Origin of the sequence: Mesorhizobium sp. Cs1299R1N1, assembly GCF_037179655.1 — a bacterium.
Lineage (GTDB): Bacteria > Pseudomonadota > Alphaproteobacteria > Rhizobiales > Rhizobiaceae > Mesorhizobium > Mesorhizobium salmacidum.
In genome coordinates this window covers 164989-186648 of the sequence record NZ_JAPYKR010000008.1, presented here as the reverse complement: position 1 = coordinate 186648, position 21660 = coordinate 164989, and the positions used below count along the sequence as shown (strand labels likewise).

Sequence of the window (21660 nt, the reverse complement as noted above, 5' to 3'; positions counted from 1 at the left end):
TCTTCAAGACGCTGGAACGGCCTTCGAACAGAGTGATGCATGTCGCCCAAAAATGCGCAGCAGTTTGGGACAACGACATGCACAAACAGGAATTTATCGATCAACCCACGAAGGAGGTTCCCATGCCCGCCGCCACTGAAGCACCTCGGCTCTACCCTGCTTTGCGCTACAAGAATGCGGCAAGGATGATCGACTGGCTGGGCGAAGCCTTCGGCTTCAGCGTCCGTGCCCGCTATGGCGAAGGCGATGTCGTGCACCATGCCGAACTGATCTTCGGCTCTTCGATGGTCATGCTGGGCACGGTGCGCGACGACGACTACGGCAAGATGGTCGGCGAACCCGGTTCAGGCGGCGGCAAGTCGATCTATATCGCCATCGACGATGCCGACGCCGCCTACGCCAAGGCTAGGAAGGCCGGCGCGACGATCATCCAGGAACTGACGAACCGCGATTACGGCAGCCGCGAATTCATCTGCCGCGATCCCGAAGGCAATGTCTGGTCGTTCGGCACCTACTGGCCGAAAGCAGGTGAGGAGGCCTGATTTGGACCTTCAACGTGCCAGCGCGAAAATCGCATCGCAGTCGAGATGGTTTTCCAGCTCGGCCGCGACCTCGTCCAGCGCCCGCTCGACCTCGGCGCGGTAGTCGATGCCGCCGCCCTTGATGCCGAGGCTTTCGAGGAATTTTCCCCGAAAGGCATCGGCGCCGAACAGGCCATGCATGTAAGTGCCGATCACCTTGCCATCGGCGGAGATCGCACCATCCTCGATGCCGTTGATGATCGCCGACGGCCGCACGGTGTCCGGGCCGGTGGTGCGGCCGAGATGGATCTCGTAGCCCTCGAGCGGCAAGTCGAACGGCACAGAGCGGGCACTGACATTGCGCACCGTCTTCTCCGGCTCCATCGTCGTTTCGATATCGAGCAGGCCAAGACCTTCAGCCTCGATGACGCTGCCTTCGATGCCGTCGGGGTCGCGCACCGTTCGGCCGAGCATCTGGAACCCGCCGCAAATGCCGACGACATGGCCGCCGCGCTTGCGGTGCGCCGCCAAGTCCCGGTCCCAGCCGTTCTCGCGAAACTTCAGGAGATCGCCGATAGTCGACTTGGAGCCGGGAATGACCACCAGCCCGGCATCGGCCGGCAGCTTCTTTCCCGGCGGCACGAACACCACCTCGACCTGCGGTTCGGCTTTGAGCGGGTCGAGATCGTCGAAATTGGCGATGCGGCCAAGCACCGGCACCGCCACTTTCAACGCGCGCGCCTCACCGGACGCCAGCCGCTCCAGCACCACGGAATCCTCCGAGGGCAGCCGCGCCGCCGCCTTCAGCCACGGCACGACGCCAAAACAGCGCCATCCCGTGAATTTCTCGATCGCCTTCAGGCCATCATCGAACAGCGAAACATCGCCCCGGAACTTGTTGATGAGGTAACCGACGATCATGCGCCGGTCTTCTTCCGGCAGGATCAGGTGCGTGCCGGCGACCGAGGCGATGACGCCGCCACGGTCGATGTCGCCGACCAGCACCACCGGCACGTCGGCGCGCGTGGCAAAGCCCATATTGGCGATGTCGCGGCTTCTGAGGTTGATTTCGGCCGGCGAACCGGCGCCCTCGACGATGACGAGGTCGGCGCCCTCGCCGACCTTGCCCCAGGAATCCAGCACCGCATCCATCAGCCGGCCCTTCAGCGCCTGATAGTCGCGCGCCCTGGCTTCGCCGAACATCTTGCCCTGGACGATGACCTGGGCGCCGACATCGGTCTGCGGCTTGAGCAGCACCGGGTTCATATGGACCGACGGTGCAACCCCGCAAGCGATCGCCTGCAGCCATTGCGCACGGCCGATCTCGCCGCCGCCATGGTTGTTGTTACCGGGAATATCGGCAACGGCAGCGTTGTTCGACATGTTCTGCGGCTTGAACGGCCGCACCTTCAGGCCGCGATTCCTGGCGGCGCGGCACAGCCCGGCGACCAGCACCGTCTTGCCGACATCCGAGCCCGTGCCTTGCAGCATGATCGCTTTGGCCATCAGCTCTGGCCCTGCGTCGCGGTTCCGGTGACCGTGGACTTCTGCGCCAGCGGCCCGCCGCGCCAGATATAAAGCGCCAGCAGAGGTTCCTTGCCAGTCCGCATGGCGTGATTGACATTGGAGGCATGGTGGACGACCTCGCCGGCTTCACGCGCGCGAAAACCGCCCTCGCCCATGCGCCATTCGGTGCCGCCGGTCAGCGGAATATAGATCTCCTCGGCGACGTGATGGTGGTCGGGATAGACGATCCAGGGTCCAAGGATCAGCAGCCCGGCCGCAACCTCGTCATTGGCGAAATGGCCGCGCGTGCCGAATATTTCCAGCCAGCCGTAATTGTCGATGAAATCTTTCCCGAAATCCGATTCGCCGTAAGTCTGCCCCCAATGGAGGTCGTTGCGCTGCCGTGCCAGCAATTGCAACAGCGGTTTCGCGGCTATCGGCGCCAGATCAGCCGAGCGTTCGAGATGGCGCAGGCAACCGAGCGCATACGGCTCCAGATCGCGGGCCGGCATGTCCCAGCCTATGCGCGCCACGGCCTCGCGCACCAGGGCGTCGTCGACGGAAGCAAGGTAGGCGTGGAACTGTTCCAGCAGTTCGTCGAATTTTGTCGTCACAAATTGCTCCGGACATGCATTGGTGCACAGCCGCTCGGCGGCGGGTCGGGTTGCGCGGCGGCATCATTGGTCTAGATTGGTGCGCGCGCAAAGCCAAAAACGACAGGCCAGCGGGCTAGCTGGCCAACATATAGGGAGCACGCCATGGACGCCGCGGTCGATGCGAGCACCAGCCAGTTCGAACTCAACGAGGAACAGCGCGCCATCCAGGAGATGGCGCAGGCCTTCGCCGCCGATCGCGTCGCGCCGAATGCACTCGACTGGGACCGCAGGAAACACTTCCCCGCCGACGTGATCCGGGAAACCGGACCGCTCGGCCTCGGCGGCATCTATATCAAGGACGACGTCGGCGGTTCCGCGCTCGGCCGACTCGACGCGGTGCTGATCTTCGAGGCGCTGTCACATGCCGATCCGGCCTTTTCTTCCTTCATCTCGATCCACAACATGGTGGCCTCGATGATCGACCGTTTCGGCAATGAAGAACAGCGCCGGCGTTTCCTGCCGAAGCTCACCTCCATGGAATGGCTGGCGAGCTATTGCCTGACCGAGCCGGGTTCCGGCTCCGATGCCGCTGCATTGAAGACCCGCGCGGTGAAGAGCGGCGGCGACTATGTTCTCAACGGCGCCAAGCAGTTCATCTCCGGCGCCGGCGACAGCGATGTATACGCCGTCATGGTGCGCACCGGCGCCGACGGCCCGAAAGGCATCTCCACCATTGTCGTGCCCAAGGATGCGCCCGGCCTCTCCTTCGGCGCCAACGAGCACAAGATGGGCTGGCATATGCAGTCGACCCGCCAGGTCATCTTCGAGGACTGCAAGGTGCCGGCGGAGAACCTCCTGTCGGGCGAAGGCGCCGGTTTCGGCATCGCCATGGCCGGGCTCGACGGCGGCCGGCTGAACATCGCCGCCTGTTCGCTGGGCGGCGCCCAGTCGGCGCTCGACAAGGCACTGGCCTACACGGCCGAACGCAAGGCCTTCGGCTCGAAGATCAACCAGTTCCAGGCGCTGCAGTTCAGGCTTGCCGACATGGAGACAGAGTTGCAGGCCGCGCGCATCTTTCTCTATGCCGCGGCCTCGAAGCTCGACCGCAAGGCGCCGGACGCCAGCAAATGGTCGGCGATGGCCAAGCGCTTCGTCACCGACACCGGCTTCGACGTCGCCAACGATGCGCTGCAATTGCTCGGCGGCTACGGCTATCTGCACGACTACGGCATCGAGAAGCTGGTGCGCGATCTGCGCGTGCACCAGATTCTCGAAGGTACCAACGAGATCATGCGCGTGATCATCGCGCGCGCGTTGATCGGCCGCTGACGCCAGCAAACTCCGGGAGAGAGACTATGACGACGATCGCCTTCATCGGCCTCGGCAATATGGGCAATCCGATGGCCGCAAACCTGGTCAAGGCGGGCCATACGGTGCATGGCTTCGATCTGATGCCGGAAAACCTCACCATCGCGCGCGAGCATGGTGTCGTCGTCATGGCCAATGCGCTCGCAGCGACAAAGGATGCCGACGTGGTGATCACCATGCTGCCCGCCGGCAAGCATGTTTTGTCGGTCTATGAGGACATCGCTCCCAAGGCGAAGAAAAATGCCTTGTTCATCGATTCCTCGACCATCGACGTGGACTCGGCACGCAAGGCGCATGCGATTGCCGCGAAGCATGGCCTGCTGTCGATTGATGCGCCGGTTTCGGGGGGCACCGGTGGCGCCACGGCCGGCACATTGACCTTCATGGCCGGGGGTTCCGACGATGCTTTCGCCGCCGCCGAGCCGATCTTGAACCCGATGGCCGGGCGCATCGTCCATTGCGGCAGTGATGGCGCCGGCCAGGCCGCCAAGATCTGCAACAACATGATCCTTGGCATTTCGATGATCGGCGTCGCCGAGGCCTTCGTTCTGGCGGAGAAACTCGGCCTGTCGCATCAGGCGCTGTTCGACGTCGCCTCGACGTCGTCAGGCCAGTGCTGGTCGCTGACCACCTATTGCCCGGTGCCCGGCCCGGTTCCCACTTCGCCCGCCAACAAGGATTACAAGCCGGGATTTGCTGCGGCTCTTATGCTGAAGGACCTGAAATTGTCCCAGGAAGCAGCGCTTGGCGCCGGCGCGGTGACGCCGCTCGGCGCCGAAGCGGCGCAGCTCTATGCCTTGTTCAACGCCCAGGGACATGGCGGCGCGGATTTCTCCGGCATAATTAATTTTCTGCGCGGCAATTCAGCGTAAGTGGCGGATTCGATATAGCTTTTTCGGATATTTCCAGGGAAAGAGCGGCAAATTTAGATTTGCTTAAGCTCTCGATAACTCCGCGGTAACGATGTCCCTATAAAACGGATTGCGAGGCGGATATATCGCATCCGCCCGGCGCTCCGGATCAGGTCTCGCGTACCGGAGCCCGTAAGTTTCGCAAGTGTCTTCGTAGCGAAACGCCATGCGTATCTGGCAAAGCCGCGTTCCCGATGGGGCGCGGTTTTTGCGTTTCCGACCCCTTTATTATCGACGATCCGTCTATATTCCGATCGCCGCGCCCGGGATCGGCACGTGATCTTCGTTGGTCAGCACGATCGGTGCATCGACGCCGTCCACGCGGACCACGAGCAGGCGCGTGGTCCAAGTGCCCGCATTGCGAACCAGATGGGAAAACACGGTGCCCTTGCCCGTGGCGCCGTGGACGGGAATGCTGAACTGGGCATCGCCCGCCCCATTCGCATTAACGTTGAGGTGGCCTCCGACCCAGAAATTGTCGGTCACATCTTCGCCAATGGCGGCCTTCACCCGGTTGTCGGCGCGGACGGCGTCCATGGTCATCCGGAAGGCGTCGCTGCCTTTGAGCACGAAGGGGATGCTGCCGACCATGGTCGCACAGCCGCCGATGCTGACCACCCAGACGGCAAGGCCGGCAATCGCCCAATTGCGCTGCGTCTTGCGGAACTGCTCGGCGTCGCGCCAGGCACGGTTCCGCCAGGCCCAGCGGCTGCCGCGCGCGCCGAGCACGAAGATCATGATGAGGTTGACGACGGGGATCAGCGCCAGCAACGCGACGAAGGTGCTGTTGCCGATGCCCCAAATCCAGTTGAGGAAGAAGGCGCCCCAATTCCAGCGATCGAGTTCGGCTGGAATTTCAGCCGGCTGGTTGAGCGGTTGTCCGGCCATGTTGTCCCCCATCGGTGCGTATGCCGATTGGTTCTAGCGCATGACTTCGACGATGCGCAAAGAAGTTCCGCGGCGTCCGCTTCAACCCTTTGTCGAAAGCCGGCGAAAATTTGCCTTCACGGCGCGGCTGGCCGGCTTCAGCGCGGCGCTGATCGACCGTTCGGCCGCGACGAAATTCGTTCCCGGCCATGACGCATATTCCGGGGATTGGGCGTCTCTTCGTAGAAACGCCCAATCGAGGCTTGCTCCTATCGCCTGCGCAGATCGGCCTGCGCCAAGTCGAGCGCCTTGCCGATGCGCTCGCAGGCCATGTCGATGGTGTCGCGGGTCCAGATCAGCGGCGGCGACAGGATCATCGTGTCGCCGGTGGCGCGCAGCATCATGCCGTTGGCGATCGCATGATCGCGCACCGTCACCGCGGCACTTCCCGACGGCAGGAAGCGTTCCTTAGTCGCCTTGTCCTTGACGATCTCGATCGCACCCATCAGGCCGATCGAACGCACCTCGCCGACCAAGTCATGCCCGGCGATACGCTCCTGCAAAGCCCTGGCGAAATAGGGTCCGGTGTCGTTCCTGACGCGATCGACCAGGCCTTCCTGTTCGATAATCTCGAGGTTCTTCAGCGCCACGGCGCAGGCCACGGGGTGCCCCGAATAGGTGTAGCCGTGGTTGAACTCGCCGCCCTTCTCGACCAGCGTCGAGGCAATGCGATCGCCAACCAGCAGCGCCGAGAGCGGCTGATAGCCCGATGTCAGCGCCTTGGCCGTGGTGATGGTATCCGGTTCGATGCCGAAGGTCTGGGCCGCGAACCACTCACCTGTGCGGCCATAGCCAGTGATGACCTCGTCCAGCATCAAAAGCACATCGTATTTGCGGCAGATGCGCTGCACTTCGGGCCAGTAGCTCGCCGGCGGGATCTTGACGCCGCCCGCGCCCATCACCGGCTCGCCGATGAAAGCCGCGACCTTGTCGGCGCCAGCCTCGATGATGGCATCCTCGACGGACTTTGCCGCGCGCAGGCCGAAATCGTGATCGCTTTCGCCAGGAAGAGCCAGCTCATAAGCATAGGGCATCATCACATGGACGATATTGGGCACCGCGCCGTTGAGCTGCTTGTGCATGGCATCCATGCCGCCGAGCGAAGTGCCGGCGATGGTCGAACCGTGATAGGCCATCTTGCGCGAGATGACGCGGTTCTTCTCCGGCTTGCCTTCCAGCACCCAATAGTGGCGCACAAGGCGCAACGCGGTGTCGTTGGCCTCCGAACCGGATGAGCCATAAAACGCCTGGTTGACGTTGCGTGGCGCGATCTCGGCCAGCTTTTTCGACAACAGCACCGGCGTCGGCGTCGAACATTTGAAGAAGGAATTGTAGTAAGGCAATTCCTTCATCTGGGCATAGGCGGCCTCGGCCAGTTCGTCGCGACCGTAGCCGATATTGACGCACCACAGGCCGGCCATGCCGTCCAGCAGCTCCGTCCCTTCGGAATCGTAGATGAACGGGCCCTTGGCGTGGGTGATGACGCGCGCGCCGGCCTCACGCAGCTCCTTATGGTCGGTGAAGGGATGCAAGTGATGCGCGGCGTCGATCTGCTGAAGCTGCTTCAGCGAATAATTCTGATAGGTCATTGATTTGATCTTTCCTCTGAAATCATTCCGGCGGTGCCGGGGCGAATTCGTCAGAGGACGCCAGGTGGCGAATAGCCGATGCGGGCGCACAGCCGCAAAAGCTCGGCGCGCAGCGTGCGTGACGATGGCGTCACCGCGACCCGGAATGCGCGAGCTGATAATCTAGCGAGAGCCATGAAGGCACCTTAGAGCAAAGGGCGGTCGAGGTGAACCACCCTTTGCTCAAGTGGCGCCATGGCATGATGTCAGGCTTCGCCGCTCAGCGCCCGCTGCAGGAACACAAACTTCATCGCCGTCTGCGCCGCCTGCGGCCGTCGGTCGCCGCGCCCGCCATGACCGCCTTCGGTCTCTTCGAAGAACAGCGTCTTGCCGTGTCCGGCTTCCTGCAGGCGGGCCGCCATCTTGCGCGCATGGCCCGGATGGACCCGGTCGTCCGCGGTCGAGGTGGTCAGCAGCACCGGCGGATAGGCGGCATCCGCCTTGACATGCTGGTAGGGTGAATAGGCGGAAAGCCATTTGGCGTCTTCAGGCTTTGACGGATCGCCATATTCGGCCATCCACGAAGCGCCCGGCGGCAGTTCGGTGTAGCGCAGCATGTCGAGCAGCGGCACCTCAATGATGACGGCGCCGAAAAGCTCGGGATGCTGCGTCAGGGAAGCGCCCGTCAGCAAGCCGCCGTTGGAGCCGCCCTGAATGCCAAGCGAGGCAGGCGTTGCGATGCCACGCCTGACGACATCCTCAGCCACCGCGGCAAAATCGTCGAAGCCGGTCTGGCGCTTGCCTTTCAGCGCCGCCTGGTGCCAGGCCGGGCCGAACTCGCCACCGCCGCGAATACAGGCCTGCACATAGGCATTGCCTTTCTCCAGCCAAAGCCTGCCGCGCACGCCGGCATAGCCGGGCAACAGCGGCACTTCGAAACCGCCATAACCGTAGAGCAGCGTCGGCACCGGCCCATTCTGGTCGCGCCGCCTGACGACGAAGTAAGGGATCATCGTGCCATCCTTCGAGCGCGCCTCGAACTGTTCCGAGACAAGCGGCGAGGCATCGAAGCGCGCCGGCTGCGACTTCACGGTGGCGAGCGTCTCGCCATCGTCATCGGACCAGATGATCGAACTCGGCGTCAGGAAATCGGTGAAGGAGAAGGAGACGGTGGAGCCGAAATGCTCGGCATGGCTGATGCCGACAGTGCCGTTTTCGGGCAGCGCGACAGGTTTCAGCGACCAGGCGTCGTCCCTACGCTCGCAAACGAGAACCTTGCCACGCACATTGTCCATCAGGTTGACGAACAGGCGGTCCTGCGTGCGGCTGATACCGGCGATCGAGACGCGATATGCCGGCGCCAGCAACGTCTCGATCGGGCCAAAACTGCCGGTTTCGATCCAATACGCGAAATCGATCGAATAAAGCCCGTCCGGCTGGCATGCGGTGCCGTCCGGCGCCGTCCATGGCGTCCGCACTCCAAACACCAGTTGATCCCTAAAAAGCGCGGTGTCGGTGACGTCGTCGGGCAGCGGGATGCGGCGGTTCTCTCCCGAAGGCAGGCGCAGGAAACTGTGCGATGCGAAGAAATTGAGTGTCCGCGCCAGAAACAGGTGACGCTTCTCGCCGTCGAACTCGACACCGGCGCCAACGGCAAGATCCTCGGTCTTTCCCTCGAAGATCGGGGTCGCCTCTTCCAGCCTGGTGCCGCGTTTCCAGAGCTTGACCACCCGCGGATATCCGGACTCTGTCTTGTCGGCGTCTTCGAATGCGGCCGAGACGATCACCGTATCCTCGTCCAGCCAGCCGAAGCCCGATTTCGAGGCCGGCGCCTGAAAACCGCCTTCGACGAAGGACTTGGCCGCGATGTCGAACTCGCGCATCGCACTGGCGTCACCGCCATCGGGCGACATCGAGACCAGGCAGCGATTGAAATCTGGGTAGAGCCTGACAGCGCCGCCGAACACCCACTTTATCCCCTCCTTCGCCGCCAGTTGATCGAAGTCGATGATCGTCTCCCAGTCGGGCTTGTCGGTTTTGTAGGAAGCGACCGTCGTGCGCCGCCACAGGCCGAGCGCATTGTTCTTGTCCTGCCAGAAATTGTAGACATGGCCCGCGATTGCCGCGCCAACCGCGATATTGTCCTCGGCCGTCATCAGGTCGAGCGCCGTCTGGAACGAAACCTGGTAGGATGGATCGCCCTGCAATTCCGCCACCGTGACCTCGTTCTGGCTATGCACCCAGTCGAGCGACTGTTTGCTGGTCCTGTCTTCCAGCCAGAGGAAAGGATCGCCGGCCTTCTGGGAGGGCTGGGCTTTGGTCGTCGAAAAGGTCATGCAGGTCTCCGGGGGATTCTGGGCGGCCTTGCCTACATCGCGTTGGCGGCGCTTACATTCAAGATGCGATATGGTCTTTTGCGGTCCACGTCACGTTGCTTCACAGCACCCGCCGGCGGATGATCGTCGCCAAGGCCAGCGTAGCGCAGATCGCGCCAAGCGTGACCGGCAGGCCGACCGCGCCAAACACATCCATCACGCCGCCGGTAAGCGGCGGGACCAGAATGCCGCCGACGCCCCACATCAGGGAGAATGCCGCATTGCCGGCAACCAGTGCCGAGCCGGTAAAGCGCTCGCCAAGCTCGATGATCGACATCGTGTAGATGCCGTAGGACACCGCGCCCCAGACGAAGACGCAGGGCCAGATCAGCGGGGTATCGATCAGCACCGGCAGCAGCGCACAACCGAACAGCGTCAGCGAGACGCAGATGAAGCGCACCAGGCGGGCCGTCAGCCGCTCGGCCAGCAGGCCAAGCGGCACCTGCATGGCAATGTTGCCGGCAATCATGACCGACAGCAGCGCGGACATGCGAGCCTCCGCAATGCCATGATACGTGCCATAGACAGGCAGTAGTGCCAGCACCGCCTGCTCGAAGCCGGCGGCCACGACCACCGCCGACAGAAGCAGCCAGGCGAGAGGCATGAAACCCATCACCGAAACCTGATGCCCGGCCTCGTCCACCCTGGGCAGCCGTGGCAGAACCGATGCCAGGCAGAAGCCGCAGAGCACGAAGGCGCCAATGCCGACAAGGAACGGCGGCCAGCCTTCCGTGCCGACGGCAAGCAGGCAAAGCGGGCCGGTCGCGAAGCCAGCGGAAATGATCGTCGAATAGAGACCCATGATGCGGCCGCGCCGGGCCGGCGGTGCGAGCGCGATCACCCAGATCTCACTGAGCACATAGAGTGGGTTGGTCACTACGCCGATCAGGAAGCGCAGCGGAAACCAGAGATAGACGTTCTGCGTCCAGCCGATCAGCGCCAGCACGACAGCCGAGAGTGCGGCACAGGTGAGCGCCGTGCGCCCTGCCCCGAACCGCCTTGCCAGGCCAGGTATCAGCGGCGATGACAGGATGAAGCCGACAGGCGTCATTGCCGCCGACAGGCCGATCATCGCCGGCGAGACACCCTGGCGCTGCAGGATGAAGCTCAACAGCGGATAGGACAGGCCCTGCGCGATGGCGAACACGGACACGGTTGCGATCACACCGGTGATCGCCGCCCACTGCATCATCTCGTCGCTTCTCGTGTCCACCAAGTCCATGATCCATAATGCTGTCGTGGTTGCAGACTTAGCGGTTCGGTCCGATGGGAGTAAGCCCCGCGGCCCGAACCGACGCCCGGCTCCAGCCAGACCCTGCCAGGAGCTTCTGCGGCTGGCGGATCTATAGAGCGCGAAGGCGACCAGCAAAGCGTCGAGGGCGACGATCACGGTGGCAATCCCAGTGGTCCTATCGCTGTTCCCGCTTCGCCTTCGCTCGAGCCGGTTGCGACCATGCTGTCATTCCATGTGAGGTGCCGGCTAACCTCCCTGCCGACAGGCCCCACTAGCTACGGGTTCGATCGGCGGAAAGAAAGGGCCGGCAAGCAAGATCCGCTTGCGCCAACGGATGGATGATCAAGGCGGATGTCGCGTCCACGCAACTGCCGTTCCGGCATGTCGCTTCCCTCGCCCTAGTGGTCGCCGCCTCCGCAATGGCCGGGCGGGCGCCGGTCCATTATGCCGCCCATTATCGCATCCTACGAGGACCATCATGACCGCCGCCCTACAACCCTCAGAGCCGGCTTTGGCGCCCGACCGTGCCCGCCGTGGCGGTCGCGCCGGAAAGCGCGCCGGTGGCTCGGCCGCGTTCGAGCAGCCGGCTTTCCGCCAGCTGAAAAATCCGCTGACGCCGACCAAGCTGGTTTCCGAGGACGAGCTGGAATCGATCCACCTCGCTTCCTTGCGGGTGTTGCGCGAAATCGGTGTCGACGTTCTGCACGACGAAGCCCGCAGCATCATGAAGGCGCATGGCGCCGATGTGCGCGAGGGCTCGGAGCGCGTGCGCTTCGACAGCGACATGATCCTGGAGCTGGTGTCGAACTGCCCGTCCGAATTCACCATCCACGCCCGCAACCCTGCCCACAATGTGCGCTTTGGCGGCGACAATCTGATCATCTCGATGATGGCGTCGGCGCCCAATTGCTCCGACATCGATCGTGGCCGCCGGCCGGGCAACCAGCAGGATTATCGCAATTTCCTGCGGCTGGCCCAGATGCACAACATCCTGAATTGCACGGGCGGCTATCCGGTCGAGCCGACCGATATCCACCCGTCGGTCCGCCATCTCGAATGCATCCGCGACCTCGCCACGCTGACCGACAAGGTGTTCCACATCTATTCGCTCGGCAAGGAGCGCAATGTCGACGGCATCGAGATCACCCGCATCGCGCGCGGCATCAGCCATGAGCAGTTGCTCGCGGAGCCATCTGTCTTCACCATCATCAACACCAATTCGCCGCTCAAGCTCGACGTGCCGATGATGGAAGGCATCATCCAGATGTCGAGCAAGGGCCAGGTCGTCATCGTCACGCCCTTCACCCTGTCGGGGGCGATGGCGCCTGTCACCATCGCCGGCGCGCTGGTGCAGCAGAATGCCGAAGCACTGTCCGGCATTGCCTTCGCCCAGATGGTCAGGAAGGGCGCACCTGTCGGCTATGGCGGCTTCACCTCCAATGTCGACATGAAGTCCGGTTCACCGGCCTTCGGCACGCCCGAATACATGAAGGCGCAGCTGGTCGGTGGCCAGCTTGCCCGCCGCTACAACATTCCCTACCGCACCTCCAACACCTGCGCCGCCAACACGGTCGACGCGCAGGCCGCCTATGAAAGCGTGTTCTCGCTGTGGGGCGCCATCCAGGGTGGCGGCAATCTGATGATGCATGCCGCCGGCTGGCTCGAGGGCGGCCTGCGCTGCTCCTACGAGAAGACCATTCTGGATATCGACCTCTTGCAGATGGTGGCCGAATTCCTGACCCCGCTAGACCTCTCCGAAGAGGCACTTGGCTTCGATGCCATCCAGTCGGTCGGCCCCGGTGGCCATTTCTTCGGCACCCAGCACACGCAGGACCGCTACAAGACCGCCTTCTATTCGCCGATCCTCTCGGACTGGCGCAATTTCGAGACCTGGGCGGAAGCCGGCTCGCCGACGGCGCTGGAAAAGGCCAACAAGGTCTGGAAGGAGCGGCTGGCGTCCTATGACGAGCCCTACATGGATCCCGCCATCCGCGAGGAGCTCAACGCCTTCGTCCAGAAGCGCACGGCCGAAGGCGGCGCGCCGACCGATTTTTGATCGTATGCCGCAGTGACCTTTGGCTTCCACGGTCGAGGCCAGTCGCGGCGGACTGACCTAGCTGATTCAATCTCTTCAGAAACGGACCTATCTTCATGAAATCCCATGTAAAAGCGGTTGTCATTGGCGGCGGCGTCGTCGGCTGCTCGGTGCTCTATCATCTGGCCAAGGCCGGCTGGACCGACATCATGCTGATCGAGCGCTCGGAGCTCACCTCGGGCTCATCCTGGCACGCGGCCGGCGGCTTCCATACGCTGAACGGCGATCCGAACGTCGCCAAGCTGCAGGCCTATACGGTCCAGCTCTACAAGGAAATCGAGGAGATTTCGGGCCAATCCTGCTCGCTGCACCTGACGGGCGGCGTGATGTTGGCCGATACGCCCGAGCGCATGGACTTCCTGCGCCTTGCCCACGCCAAGGGCCGCTATCTCGGCATGGACACCGAACTGATCACGCCGTCCGAAGCCAAGGCGATGTTCCCGCTGATGGACGAGACCAATTTCGTCGGCGCCATGTGGGATCCGGTTGAAGGCCATCTCGACCCCTCCGGCACCACCATCGCCTATTCCAAGGCGGCGAAAAAACTCGGCGCCGAAATCGTGCTGCGCAACCGCGTGGTCGACCTGACGCAGCAGCCGGACGGCACCTGGAATGTCGTCACCGAACAGGGCACGGTTCACGCCGAGCATGTCGTCAACTGCGGCGGCCTGTGGGCGCGCGAGATCGGCCGCATGGTCGGCGTCGAGCTGCCGGTGCTGGCCATGGAGCACATGTATCTGCTTACCGAACCGATGCCGGAGGTTGAGGAGTTCAACAAGTCGACCGGCCGCGAAATGATCGGCGTGCTCGACTTCAAGGGCGAGATCTACACCCGCCAGGAGCGCAACGGCATCCTGCTCGGTACCTATGAAAAGGCCTGCAAGCCGTGGTCGCCGGTCAACACGCCGTGGGATTTCGGCCATGAACTGCTGCCGCCCGACCTCGACCGCATCGCACCGTCGCTGGAAATCGGCTTCAAGCATTTCCCCGGCATCGAGAAGGCCGGCATCAAGCAGATCATCAACGGCCCCTTCACCTTCGCGCTCGACGGCAACCCGCTGGTCGGCCCAGTTCAGGGACTGACCAATTTCTGGTGTGCCTGCGCCGTGATGGCCGGTTTCAGCCAGGGCGGCGGCGTTGGTCTCGCTCTGTCCAACTGGATGGTCCACGGCGACCCCGGCTTCGACGTCTGGGGCATGGATGTCGCCCGCTTCGGCGAATGGGCCGGCCTGCGCTATACCAACGCCAAGGTGCGCGAAAACTATTCGCGCCGCTTCTCGATCCGCTTCCCCAACGAAGAACTGCCGGCCGCCCGCCCGGCGCAGACGACGCCGCTCTACGACACCATGCTCGCCAACAACGCCGTCATGGGTGATTCGTGGGGCCTCGAAACCCCGCTCTGGTTCGCGCCTAAGGGCAAGGAGCCGAAAGACGTCGTCTCCTTCCACCGCTCCAACGATTTCGGGCCGATCGGCGAGGAAGTGTGCGCCACGCGCGAGCGCGTCGGCGTCACCGAGATCGCCAACTTCGCCAAATACGAAGTGTCGGGACCGGGTGCGGAAGAGTTCCTCAACCGGCTGATGACCAACCGCATGCCGAAGACCGGCCGCATCGTGCTGACGCCGATGATCAACGAGTTCGGCAAGCTGATCGGCGACTTCACCATCGCCAAGGCCGGCGAGGACCGCTTCATGATCTGGGGTTCGTCGGCGGCGCAGAAGTACCACATGCGCTGGTTCGAAAAGCACCTGCCCAAAGACGGATCGGTGCGCATCCACCGTTTCGACCAGACACTGGTCGGCCTCTCCATCGCCGGTCCGAAATCCCGCGACCTCTTGCAGAAACTGGTCGATGTCGACATTTCGACCAAGGCCTTCCGCTTCATGGATTTCCGAGAGATGGCGGTCGGCGGCGCGCCCTGCCTGGTCAACCGCATCACCTACACCGGCGACCTCGGCTATGAGATCTGGATGGCGCCGGCCTATGAGCGCCTCGTCTATAAGGCGATCAAGGATGCGGGCGAAGAATTCGGCGTCGTCGATTTCGGCATGCGCGCCTTGCTGTCGATGCGTCTCGAAAAGAACTTCCCAACCTGGTTCCGCGAGCTGCGGCCGATCTACGGGCCGTTCGAAGGCTCGATGGACCGCTTCATCAAGCTCGAGAAGAACGACTTCATCGGCCGTGAAGCGGCCGCCAAGGAACAGGCGGAAGGGCCAAAACTGCGCCGCGTCTCCTTCATCGTCGATGCAGGGGACGCCGACGTAATGGGCGACGAGCCGATCTGGGCCAAGGTCAGCAAGGATTATGGCACGGTGGAAAAGCCACATGGCTACGGTGCGCCGCGCTTCGACACGTCAGGCCAGGAAATACGCGGTTCAAAGGCCGCTGAAGGCGCGTCCGCCGTGCGCGGCATCGTCGATGGCGACTGGCGTGTGGTCGGCTGGGTGACGTCGGGCGGCTATGCGCATTACGTCCAGAAGTCGATGGCACAAGGCTATGTGCCGGCAGCCCTCGCCGAGGATGAAAGTGCCGGACTGTTCGAGATCGAGATTCTTGGATCCCGCCGCCCGGCCCGGATCAATGTCGAAGCGCCTTTCGACCCCAGCGGCGAGAAGATGCGAACCTGAGGTTTCGTCATGGATAGCGGGGCGCCAAAGGGAAGCTTCGGCCACCACCGCAAGATCATGCCGTTTGTATCAGGCTCGATCGAAGCGTTGCGCGAAGCCTCCCGGGAGAAGGCGGCGTCGCTCAACCAGCATGTACTGGGCTATGGTGCACAAGCTGAAGCGGAATGGGCGGCGGCAGGTATCGCCGCGCCCGACCTGTCGGCGATGCGAAAATACCGGCTCGAGCGCATCCGCGCCGAGCTGAAGCGCCGCGGCTGTGCCGGCGCCCTGCTCTACGATCCCGTCAATATCCGCTATGCCACCGACTCTACCAATATGCAGCTCTGGGTCGCGCACAACCCGACGCGGCATTGCTTCGTCGCCACCGACGGGCCGGTGGTGCTGTTCGACTACTTTTCCTGCGAGCACCTGTCAGACCATTCCGGCATGGTCGACGAAGTGCGGCCGGCGGTGTCTTGGATGTATCTCTACAGCGGCGAACTGACCGAGCAAAAAGTCCGCCGTTGGGCGGCCGGTGTCGCCGATCTGGTCAGGGAGCACGGTGGCGGCAACAGCCGCATCGCCGTCGACCACATCAACCCGGAAGGCGTCGAGGAACTGGCGCGCCTTGGTGTTTCAATCGGCAATGGCGAAGCGGTGTTGGAGAACGCCCGCTTGTTAAAATCGCCGGACGAAATCCTCGCCATGCGCCGCGCCATCGTCGCTTGCGAGGCGGCCATGGGCGAGATGGAACATGCGCTCAAGCCCGGTATCTCCGAAAACGAATTGTGGGCCGAACTCCATCGCGGCAACATCGCGCGCGGCGGCGAATGGATCGAAACGCGGCTGCTGACGTCGGGACCGCGCACCAATCCGTGGTTCCAGGAATGTTCGTCGCGGAACATCGAGACGGGCGACCTCGTCGCCTTCGACACCGACCTGATCGGCCCCTACGGCTTCTGCGCCGATCTCTCGCGCACCTGGCTGTGCGGCGATACAAAGCCGACCAACGAACAGCGCGACCTGTTCCGCATCGCAGCCGACCAGATCGAACACAACATCGCGTTGATGCAGCCCGGCGTCTCGTTCCGCGACCTTGTCGAACGCTCAGCCATCCCGCCGGGAGACTGCTTCCCGACCCGCTACGGCGTGCTCTACCACGGCGTTGGACTGGCCGATGAATACCCGACCTTGCCGCATGCCAGTGACTGGACCTCAGACACGCCCGATGGCGTGCTTGAACCAGGCATGGTGCTGTGCGTGGAAAGCTATATCGGCCGGCTGAGCGGCCGCGAAGGCGTCAAGATCGAGGAGCAGATCCTGATCACCGAGACCGGCAACGAGAAGCTTTCAACCTACCCGTTGGATGCGAGGCTGCTCGGCTAGTCCGGCAAGCGCTTCGCGCATCGAGCGCATGGTCTTTTCCGGCGTCGTCCTGGCGGTGATGTAAGGCAGGCCTTTGCGTCGTGCCGTCCAGCCGACGATCACGACCTTTCGCGCCGCCGGCTCGAAACGCTGCGCCAGCGCCCAGCTTTCGCAGTCGATCGCCGCGATATCCGCTCTGCCTTCGGCGACCGCCACGATCGAGTCGCGATGGCCGCCGCTTTCGCCGCTCGACGAAAATATGTCCAGGTTTTCGCCGGCCGCTCCCAGGTCGCGCGTCAGCGCGATGATGCCCGACATGGAATCGAGGCTGTTGAAGGTAAAGCGCCTGCCTCGGATGAGATCGAGCGGCAGCCAGGCCTTGCCGTCGGCGGGCGACCGAACCTGCGGTCCCTCGCCTGCCCGCATAACCAGCGCGCTCGAATAGAGTTCGCCCTGTCCGCCCTCATAGGCGTCATAGCTTGGCTGGCCAACCACCTGCACATGCCGGGACAGGCCGAGTTCCATCGGCCCCCAGCAGGCCTGCGCGAACAACAGTGCCGGATGCAGCCAGAGCTTGTGGGAATCGAATTCGTCCGGCGGCAGCGTCGCAGGATCCGGAGCAATCAGGCCCCCCTGAGCCTCATGGATACCACCCGGCACGACCGGCAGGTCGCCATTGCGGCGCACAATGCTTTGCGGCGCGTCGATACCCTTCCGCCGGAAGGCATCGCGCAACGACGTCCACTGCGCATCGACTTCCCCACGCACTTCGGGCCAGTCGTACATTGGCAAAGCCGCAATCAATTCGCTCATGCCGATATCAAACCACGAAGTCGGGAGAAAGGATCGCAAAAACGCGGCGCCCGATCAGAATTGGCCGACACGGTATCCACGCCATCCGCGGATGCTATTCCTTGGGCGGTTCGGCCGGGACCGGCACCGTGCCAAGCCCATTGATGTTGCGCGCCCTGACGCGCGGCTTGAACGCCCTGCCCGGCTCGGGGGCGCGCCGCAGAACCGGGTGCACGATCGGCTCCTTGGCCTTGAAGGCATAGGCTTTGACCAGCGCGAAATAGTTCGGGTAGGCATAGCCATTGTTCATCCGCAGCCAATCCTCGCGCCGGTCACGAAACAGCTTCGGCAGCCGGTACCAGGCGATGGTCGGGCTCTTGTGATGGACAAAGTGCAGATTGTTGTTGAGGAACAGGAGCGACAGCGGCGAGCGCTCGACAATCACCGTGCGGCCTTCCGGATGCTCCGACCACTGATGCTCGGCATAGGTGCGGATCGAGATCAGCGACTGGCCGAGCCAGACCGGCACCAGCACATAGAGCCAAACCGGCATGCCGAACCCGAACTGCACGACCGGCAGCACCACGACAAGGCCGATCGCATGCAGCAGCCAGGCCTTGCGGATCGCCTTGTCGCCGGCGATCGCCTGCTTGGCGTCATCGATGAAGAAGCCGATGCAGGACAGCCATGGCCCAAGCACGAGGCGACCGGCCATGGTGTTGTTGATCTTCAGCACGAATTTCATCAGCGGCGGCAATTCTTCGTGATGCCACAGAGCCTTATAGTAGCTCTCGGGATCGTCCAGCGGATCGGTCAGCCGCTCGTCGGCATGGTGGCGCAGGTGAATGGTCTTGAAGCGGCGGAACGGCCAGGCAAGGCCGATCGGCAGGAAGACGAAGGCTTCGTTGACGAGGGCGTTGCGGGTCGGGTGACCGTGCAGCACTTCATGCATGATCGAGGACTGCAGAGCCAGCGTAACGGCCATAACGATAAGGGCCAGGATGGGATAGGATGGCCAGAGGAAGAGACCGGCAACGAACCAGACACCGTAGCAAAAGAATGCGAGAACCACGGTGGGCCATTCGATGGCCGGTTTGCTGCTTCGCCGAATGTTCTTGCCAGTCATGCTATCGACCACTGTCCCTCAGTCGCCGGAACCCCAACTGGTTCCTGACAGTATTGTGTCAGGAGAAGTGATTCCACTCAACGCGACAAAGTGCACAAAATGTTGCGATTGCGCATTTTTGACCGCATATGTTGCACATTGTAAACAGACTTAGGGATTCGTTTACGCATCGAGCGCCTATTCACGTGGCTCGAGCGCAAATTTTTCCTCCAGAAGACAGGAGCAAAGGCATGGACAAGCGCGATCTGTCGACGATCTTCCGGGAGCGTCTGAAGCTCCTCCTGACAAGGTCCGACCTCAATCAGTCGGCTTTCGCGTCAGCAGTCGGCATCGATCGGTCGGCGCTGTCGCAACTGATGTCGGGCGCCTCGACGCGCCTGCCGCGCGCTGAAACGCTGCTCAACATCGCCGCCGAATTCAAGGTATCGCTGGACTGGCTGCTTGGCCTCAGCCAGGACGAAGGCGTGACCGGCGAAATCCGCGAAAGCCTCGAGATCGAGGAAGCGCCCGACGGCTTCGACCGCACGCTGCTGGCAAAATGGTTCGCTGAAGCGGCCGGCACCAAGATCCGTTATGTGCCGGCCGGCATTCCCGATCTCCTGCGCACTCGCGCGCTCGTCGACTACGAGGCCAACATCACCAACAGAAGCCGCCTGGCGCAGGCCAGCGAGACGCAATACCGCATCGAATACAACCGGCGTCCGGAAACCGACATGGAAGTCTGCATGCCGCGCCACACGCTGGAGATTTTCGCCCGCGGCCTCGGTGTGTGGGACCGTTTCCCGGCGGCAGACCGCCAGCAGCAACTTGCCCATATGGCGACGCTGCTCGACGACCTCTATCCGACCTTCCGCCTGTTCCTCTACGACGGCCGCATGCGCTATTCCATCCCGCTCACCATCTTCGGCCCCTATCGCGCCGCCATCTATGTCGGCGACATGTATGTGGTGCTGAACGCCACCCAGCCGGTCCAGGCCCTGACCAAGCATTTCGACAATCTGATCCGCGCCGCCGACATCAATCCGCACGAAGCGGCCGCCTTCGCACGCAATCTGGCCGGCATGTCGTTCGCAGCAGGCACCGTCTGAGCGCGCTGGATACCGCGGGATCGTCAGATCCGCCTCCATGCCTGCCATTCCGACGTCGCAATTTGATTGACTAGACATAAAGACTTCTTTATATCCTTATTCGAATTCCAGGACATGAAAGCCAATCCGATGACGACGCCCAATCCGATCGATGCCCTGCTGGCTGAAAAGGGTGTGCTGCTGGCCGATGGCGCCACGGGCACCAATTTATTCGCCATGGGTCTGGAAGCCGGCGAGGCGCCGGAACTGCTGAACGAAACCGCGCCCGACACCATCACCCGCCTGCACCAGAATTTTGTCGACGCCGGCGCCGACATCATCCTGACCAACTCCTTCGGCGGCACCCGCCACCGCCTCAAGCTGCACCATGCGCAGGATCGCGTCCATGCGCTGAACAAGCGCGCGGCCGAGATTGCGCGGGCCGTTGCCGACAAGGCCGGCCGCAAGGTGGTCGTTGCCGGTTCGGTGGGCCCGACCGGGGAATTGCTGGTGCCGCTTGGCGCCATGACCTATGACGAGGCGGTCGACGCCTTCGCCGAGCAGATCGAGGGCCTCAAGGAAGGTGGCGCCGAAGTCGCCTGGATCGAGACCATGTCGGCGCCCGACGAGATCCGCGCCGCTGCCGAAGCCGCCATTCGCGTCGGCATGCCCTACACCTATACCGGCTCCTTCGACACCGCAGGCCGCACCATGATGGGCCTGCTGCCGAAGGATATCCACGGCGTCACCGATGGGCTGTCGCAAGCCCCGCTCGGCGTTGGCGCCAATTGCGGTGTCGGTGCCTCCGACATCCTGGCCTCGCTGCTCGACATGACCGAGGCGAAGCCGGAGGCGACCGTCATCGTCAAGGGCAATTGCGGCATCCCTGAATTCCGTGGCACCGAGATCCACTATTCCGGCACGCCGGAATTGATGGCTGACTATGTTCGGCTCGCCGTGGATGGCGGAGCCAAGATCATCGGCGGCTGCTGCGGCACCTCGTTTCAGCATCTTGCCGCGATGCGCAAGGCACTCGACGCCCACACCAAAGCGGCTCGTCCGACGGTCGAAAAAATCGTGGAGCGCATCGGCCCGATGCGCAACAAGGTGGCGACGGCAAACACGGCCGAGACCAGCGAAGCCCGCCGCGAGCGGCGGCGCACCCGCGCCTGACGCGATTTCTTTTGCGATTAATCGCTGTTGTCGGCGTAGCTCGACTGCGCCGACCTGAAATCGACGACATTGTCGCCGCGCATTGTTGCAAGCGCACCCGATGCGCCGGGATCAGAAATGTGCTCCAGCATGGCGCGGAAGCGGTCGTTGGTCAGTGCCGACATGGCGGTGTGACGGGCCTGCGCGACATCATCGCTGATGCGTCTGGATTCGGCTGACGGGGCTGATGAAACCGCCGAAGCATCCCGTGCCGGCGGCGTAGAGTTGGCGATGGTTCTGATCTGCAATTCGGGCTCCCTCAAGCCTTGGACATGACCGGTGTAGCGAGAGGAAATTGCGATCCGGTACCGGAAATGCAGCGCAATTTAATGATCCGGCGCGCTGCCCTAGGATCTGTTGAGATTCAGGTCAGGCCGAGCCGAAACAGTGA

At 63.0% G+C, this 21660-nt stretch carries 18 protein-coding genes; 8 read left to right on the top strand and 10 right to left on the bottom strand.

Going from position 1 to position 21660, the window contains the following annotated elements; all coding sequences use genetic code 11:
• The first annotated feature begins 122 nt into the window (after positions 1-122).
• Positions 123-542: a VOC family protein gene (locus O7A70_RS19130; RefSeq protein ID WP_337141767.1), complete on the top strand. Its 420-nt coding sequence runs from the start codon at positions 123-125 to the stop codon at positions 540-542.
• A gap of 9 nt (positions 543-551) precedes the next feature.
• Here O7A70_RS19130 and O7A70_RS19125 read toward each other — a convergent pair whose 3' ends face one another.
• Both O7A70_RS19125 and O7A70_RS19120 read right to left on the bottom strand, forming a co-directional pair.
• On the bottom strand, positions 552-2027 hold the full coding sequence (locus O7A70_RS19125) for a cobyric acid synthase (RefSeq protein WP_337141766.1): 1476 nt from the start codon (positions 2025-2027) through the stop codon (positions 552-554).
• Entirely contained in the window at positions 2027-2641 is a 615-nt protein-coding gene (locus O7A70_RS19120; RefSeq protein WP_337141765.1) for a dimethylsulfonioproprionate lyase family protein, read from the bottom strand. Before O7A70_RS19120 ends, O7A70_RS19125 begins: the two co-directional genes overlap by 1 nt.
• A 144-nt stretch (positions 2642-2785) precedes the next feature.
• Here O7A70_RS19120 and O7A70_RS19115 point away from each other — a divergent pair, with 144 nt between their 5' ends.
• Together O7A70_RS19115 and mmsB are read left to right on the top strand one after the other, a co-directional pair.
• Entirely contained in the window at positions 2786-3952 is a 1167-nt protein-coding gene (locus O7A70_RS19115) for an isobutyryl-CoA dehydrogenase (RefSeq protein WP_337141764.1), read from the top strand.
• Positions 3953-3978: 26 nt separating this feature from the next.
• Positions 3979-4863: a 3-hydroxyisobutyrate dehydrogenase gene (mmsB, locus tag O7A70_RS19110; RefSeq protein ID WP_337141763.1), complete on the top strand. Its 885-nt coding sequence runs from the start codon at positions 3979-3981 to the stop codon at positions 4861-4863.
• 282 nt (positions 4864-5145) lie between these two features.
• On the opposite strand, the gene O7A70_RS19105 is transcribed toward mmsB, so the two are convergent.
• From O7A70_RS19105 to O7A70_RS19085, 5 genes are all read right to left on the bottom strand, one after another.
• A complete protein-coding gene (locus tag O7A70_RS19105; protein WP_337141762.1) occupies positions 5146-5790 on the bottom strand; it encodes a cytochrome c oxidase assembly factor Coa1 family protein in 645 nt (214 codons plus the stop codon).
• 248 nt (positions 5791-6038) lie between these two features.
• Complete coding sequence (locus O7A70_RS19100; RefSeq protein WP_337141761.1) at positions 6039-7418, bottom strand: aspartate aminotransferase family protein; 1380 nt, start codon at positions 7416-7418, stop codon at positions 6039-6041.
• Between the two features lie 50 nt (positions 7419-7468).
• Positions 7469-7594 carry a capsid protein gene (locus tag O7A70_RS19095; RefSeq protein WP_337141760.1) on the bottom strand — a complete coding sequence of 42 codons (126 nt, stop codon included), beginning with the start codon at positions 7592-7594 and terminating at the stop codon, positions 7469-7471.
• A gap of 69 nt (positions 7595-7663) precedes the next feature.
• Positions 7664-9733 (bottom strand): prolyl oligopeptidase family serine peptidase, encoded by a 2070-nt coding sequence (locus O7A70_RS19090; protein WP_337141759.1) that lies wholly within the window; start codon positions 9731-9733, stop codon positions 7664-7666.
• A 100-nt stretch (positions 9734-9833) separates the two neighbouring features.
• On the bottom strand, positions 9834-10994 hold the full coding sequence (locus O7A70_RS19085; protein WP_337141758.1) for an MFS transporter: 1161 nt from the start codon (positions 10992-10994) through the stop codon (positions 9834-9836).
• Positions 10995-11484: 490 nt separating this feature from the next.
• On the opposite strand from O7A70_RS19085, the gene O7A70_RS19080 reads away from it, so the two are divergent.
• The 3 genes from O7A70_RS19080 to O7A70_RS19070 all read left to right on the top strand — a co-directional run bounded on the left by O7A70_RS19080 (position 11485) and on the right by O7A70_RS19070 (position 17093).
• On the top strand, positions 11485-13062 hold the full coding sequence (locus O7A70_RS19080) for a trimethylamine methyltransferase family protein (protein WP_337141757.1): 1578 nt from the start codon (positions 11485-11487) through the stop codon (positions 13060-13062).
• A 95-nt stretch (positions 13063-13157) separates the two neighbouring features.
• Complete coding sequence (locus tag O7A70_RS19075) at positions 13158-15728, top strand: GcvT family protein (protein ID WP_337141756.1); 2571 nt, start codon at positions 13158-13160, stop codon at positions 15726-15728.
• A gap of 9 nt (positions 15729-15737) precedes the next feature.
• Entirely contained in the window at positions 15738-17093 is a 1356-nt protein-coding gene (locus O7A70_RS19070) for a M24 family metallopeptidase (protein WP_337141755.1), read from the top strand.
• Here O7A70_RS19070 and O7A70_RS19065 read toward each other — a convergent pair.
• Complete coding sequence (locus tag O7A70_RS19065; RefSeq protein WP_337141754.1) at positions 17058-17885, bottom strand: phosphate/phosphite/phosphonate ABC transporter substrate-binding protein; 828 nt, start codon at positions 17883-17885, stop codon at positions 17058-17060. The two genes, O7A70_RS19070 and O7A70_RS19065, sit on opposite strands and share 36 nt — an antisense overlap.
• A 94-nt stretch (positions 17886-17979) precedes the next feature.
• A complete protein-coding gene (locus O7A70_RS19060) occupies positions 17980-18990 on the bottom strand; it encodes a fatty acid desaturase (protein WP_337141753.1) in 1011 nt (336 codons plus the stop codon).
• Positions 18991-19220: 230 nt separating this feature from the next.
• Between O7A70_RS19060 and O7A70_RS19055 the strand changes: the two genes are divergently transcribed.
• Both O7A70_RS19055 and bmt read left to right on the top strand, forming a co-directional pair.
• The gene (locus O7A70_RS19055; protein ID WP_337141752.1) at positions 19221-20078 is read left to right on the top strand and encodes a helix-turn-helix domain-containing protein; all 858 of its coding nucleotides are present in this window, start codon (positions 19221-19223) and stop codon (positions 20076-20078) included.
• A gap of 129 nt (positions 20079-20207) precedes the next feature.
• The gene (gene bmt / locus O7A70_RS19050) at positions 20208-21230 is read left to right on the top strand and encodes a betaine--homocysteine S-methyltransferase (protein WP_337141912.1); all 1023 of its coding nucleotides are present in this window, start codon (positions 20208-20210) and stop codon (positions 21228-21230) included.
• 17 nt (positions 21231-21247) lie between these two features.
• On the opposite strand, the gene O7A70_RS19045 is transcribed toward bmt, so the two are convergent.
• Positions 21248-21517: a hypothetical protein gene (locus tag O7A70_RS19045; RefSeq protein WP_337141751.1), complete on the bottom strand. Its 270-nt coding sequence runs from the start codon at positions 21515-21517 to the stop codon at positions 21248-21250.
• Positions 21518-21660: the final 143 nt, after the last annotated feature.

Excerpts from the sequence above, each read along its gene's own strand:
- O7A70_RS19130 (WP_337141767.1), top strand. The coding sequence starts at position 123 with ATGCCCGCCGCCACTGAAGCACCTCGGCTCTACCCTGCTTTGCGCTAC.
- O7A70_RS19125 (WP_337141766.1), bottom strand. The coding sequence starts at position 2,027 with ATGGCCAAAGCGATCATGCTGCAAGGCACGGGCTCGGATGTCGGCAAG.
- O7A70_RS19115 (WP_337141764.1), top strand. The coding sequence starts at position 2,786 with ATGGACGCCGCGGTCGATGCGAGCACCAGCCAGTTCGAACTCAACGAG.
- mmsB (WP_337141763.1), top strand. The coding sequence starts at position 3,979 with ATGACGACGATCGCCTTCATCGGCCTCGGCAATATGGGCAATCCGATG.
- O7A70_RS19105 (WP_337141762.1), bottom strand. The coding sequence starts at position 5,790 with ATGGCCGGACAACCGCTCAACCAGCCGGCTGAAATTCCAGCCGAACTC.
- O7A70_RS19100 (WP_337141761.1), bottom strand. The coding sequence starts at position 7,418 with ATGACCTATCAGAATTATTCGCTGAAGCAGCTTCAGCAGATCGACGCC.
- O7A70_RS19095 (WP_337141760.1), bottom strand. The coding sequence starts at position 7,594 with ATGGCTCTCGCTAGATTATCAGCTCGCGCATTCCGGGTCGCGGTGACG.
- O7A70_RS19090 (WP_337141759.1), bottom strand. The coding sequence starts at position 9,733 with ATGACCTTTTCGACGACCAAAGCCCAGCCCTCCCAGAAGGCCGGCGAT.
- O7A70_RS19085 (WP_337141758.1), bottom strand. The coding sequence starts at position 10,994 with ATGGACTTGGTGGACACGAGAAGCGACGAGATGATGCAGTGGGCGGCG.
- O7A70_RS19080 (WP_337141757.1), top strand. The coding sequence starts at position 11,485 with ATGACCGCCGCCCTACAACCCTCAGAGCCGGCTTTGGCGCCCGACCGT.
- O7A70_RS19075 (WP_337141756.1), top strand. The coding sequence starts at position 13,158 with ATGAAATCCCATGTAAAAGCGGTTGTCATTGGCGGCGGCGTCGTCGGC.
- O7A70_RS19070 (WP_337141755.1), top strand. The coding sequence starts at position 15,738 with ATGGATAGCGGGGCGCCAAAGGGAAGCTTCGGCCACCACCGCAAGATC.
- O7A70_RS19065 (WP_337141754.1), bottom strand. The coding sequence starts at position 17,885 with ATGAGCGAATTGATTGCGGCTTTGCCAATGTACGACTGGCCCGAAGTG.
- O7A70_RS19060 (WP_337141753.1), bottom strand. The coding sequence starts at position 18,990 with ATGACTGGCAAGAACATTCGGCGAAGCAGCAAACCGGCCATCGAATGG.
- O7A70_RS19055 (WP_337141752.1), top strand. The coding sequence starts at position 19,221 with ATGGACAAGCGCGATCTGTCGACGATCTTCCGGGAGCGTCTGAAGCTC.
- bmt (WP_337141912.1), top strand. The coding sequence starts at position 20,208 with ATGACGACGCCCAATCCGATCGATGCCCTGCTGGCTGAAAAGGGTGTG.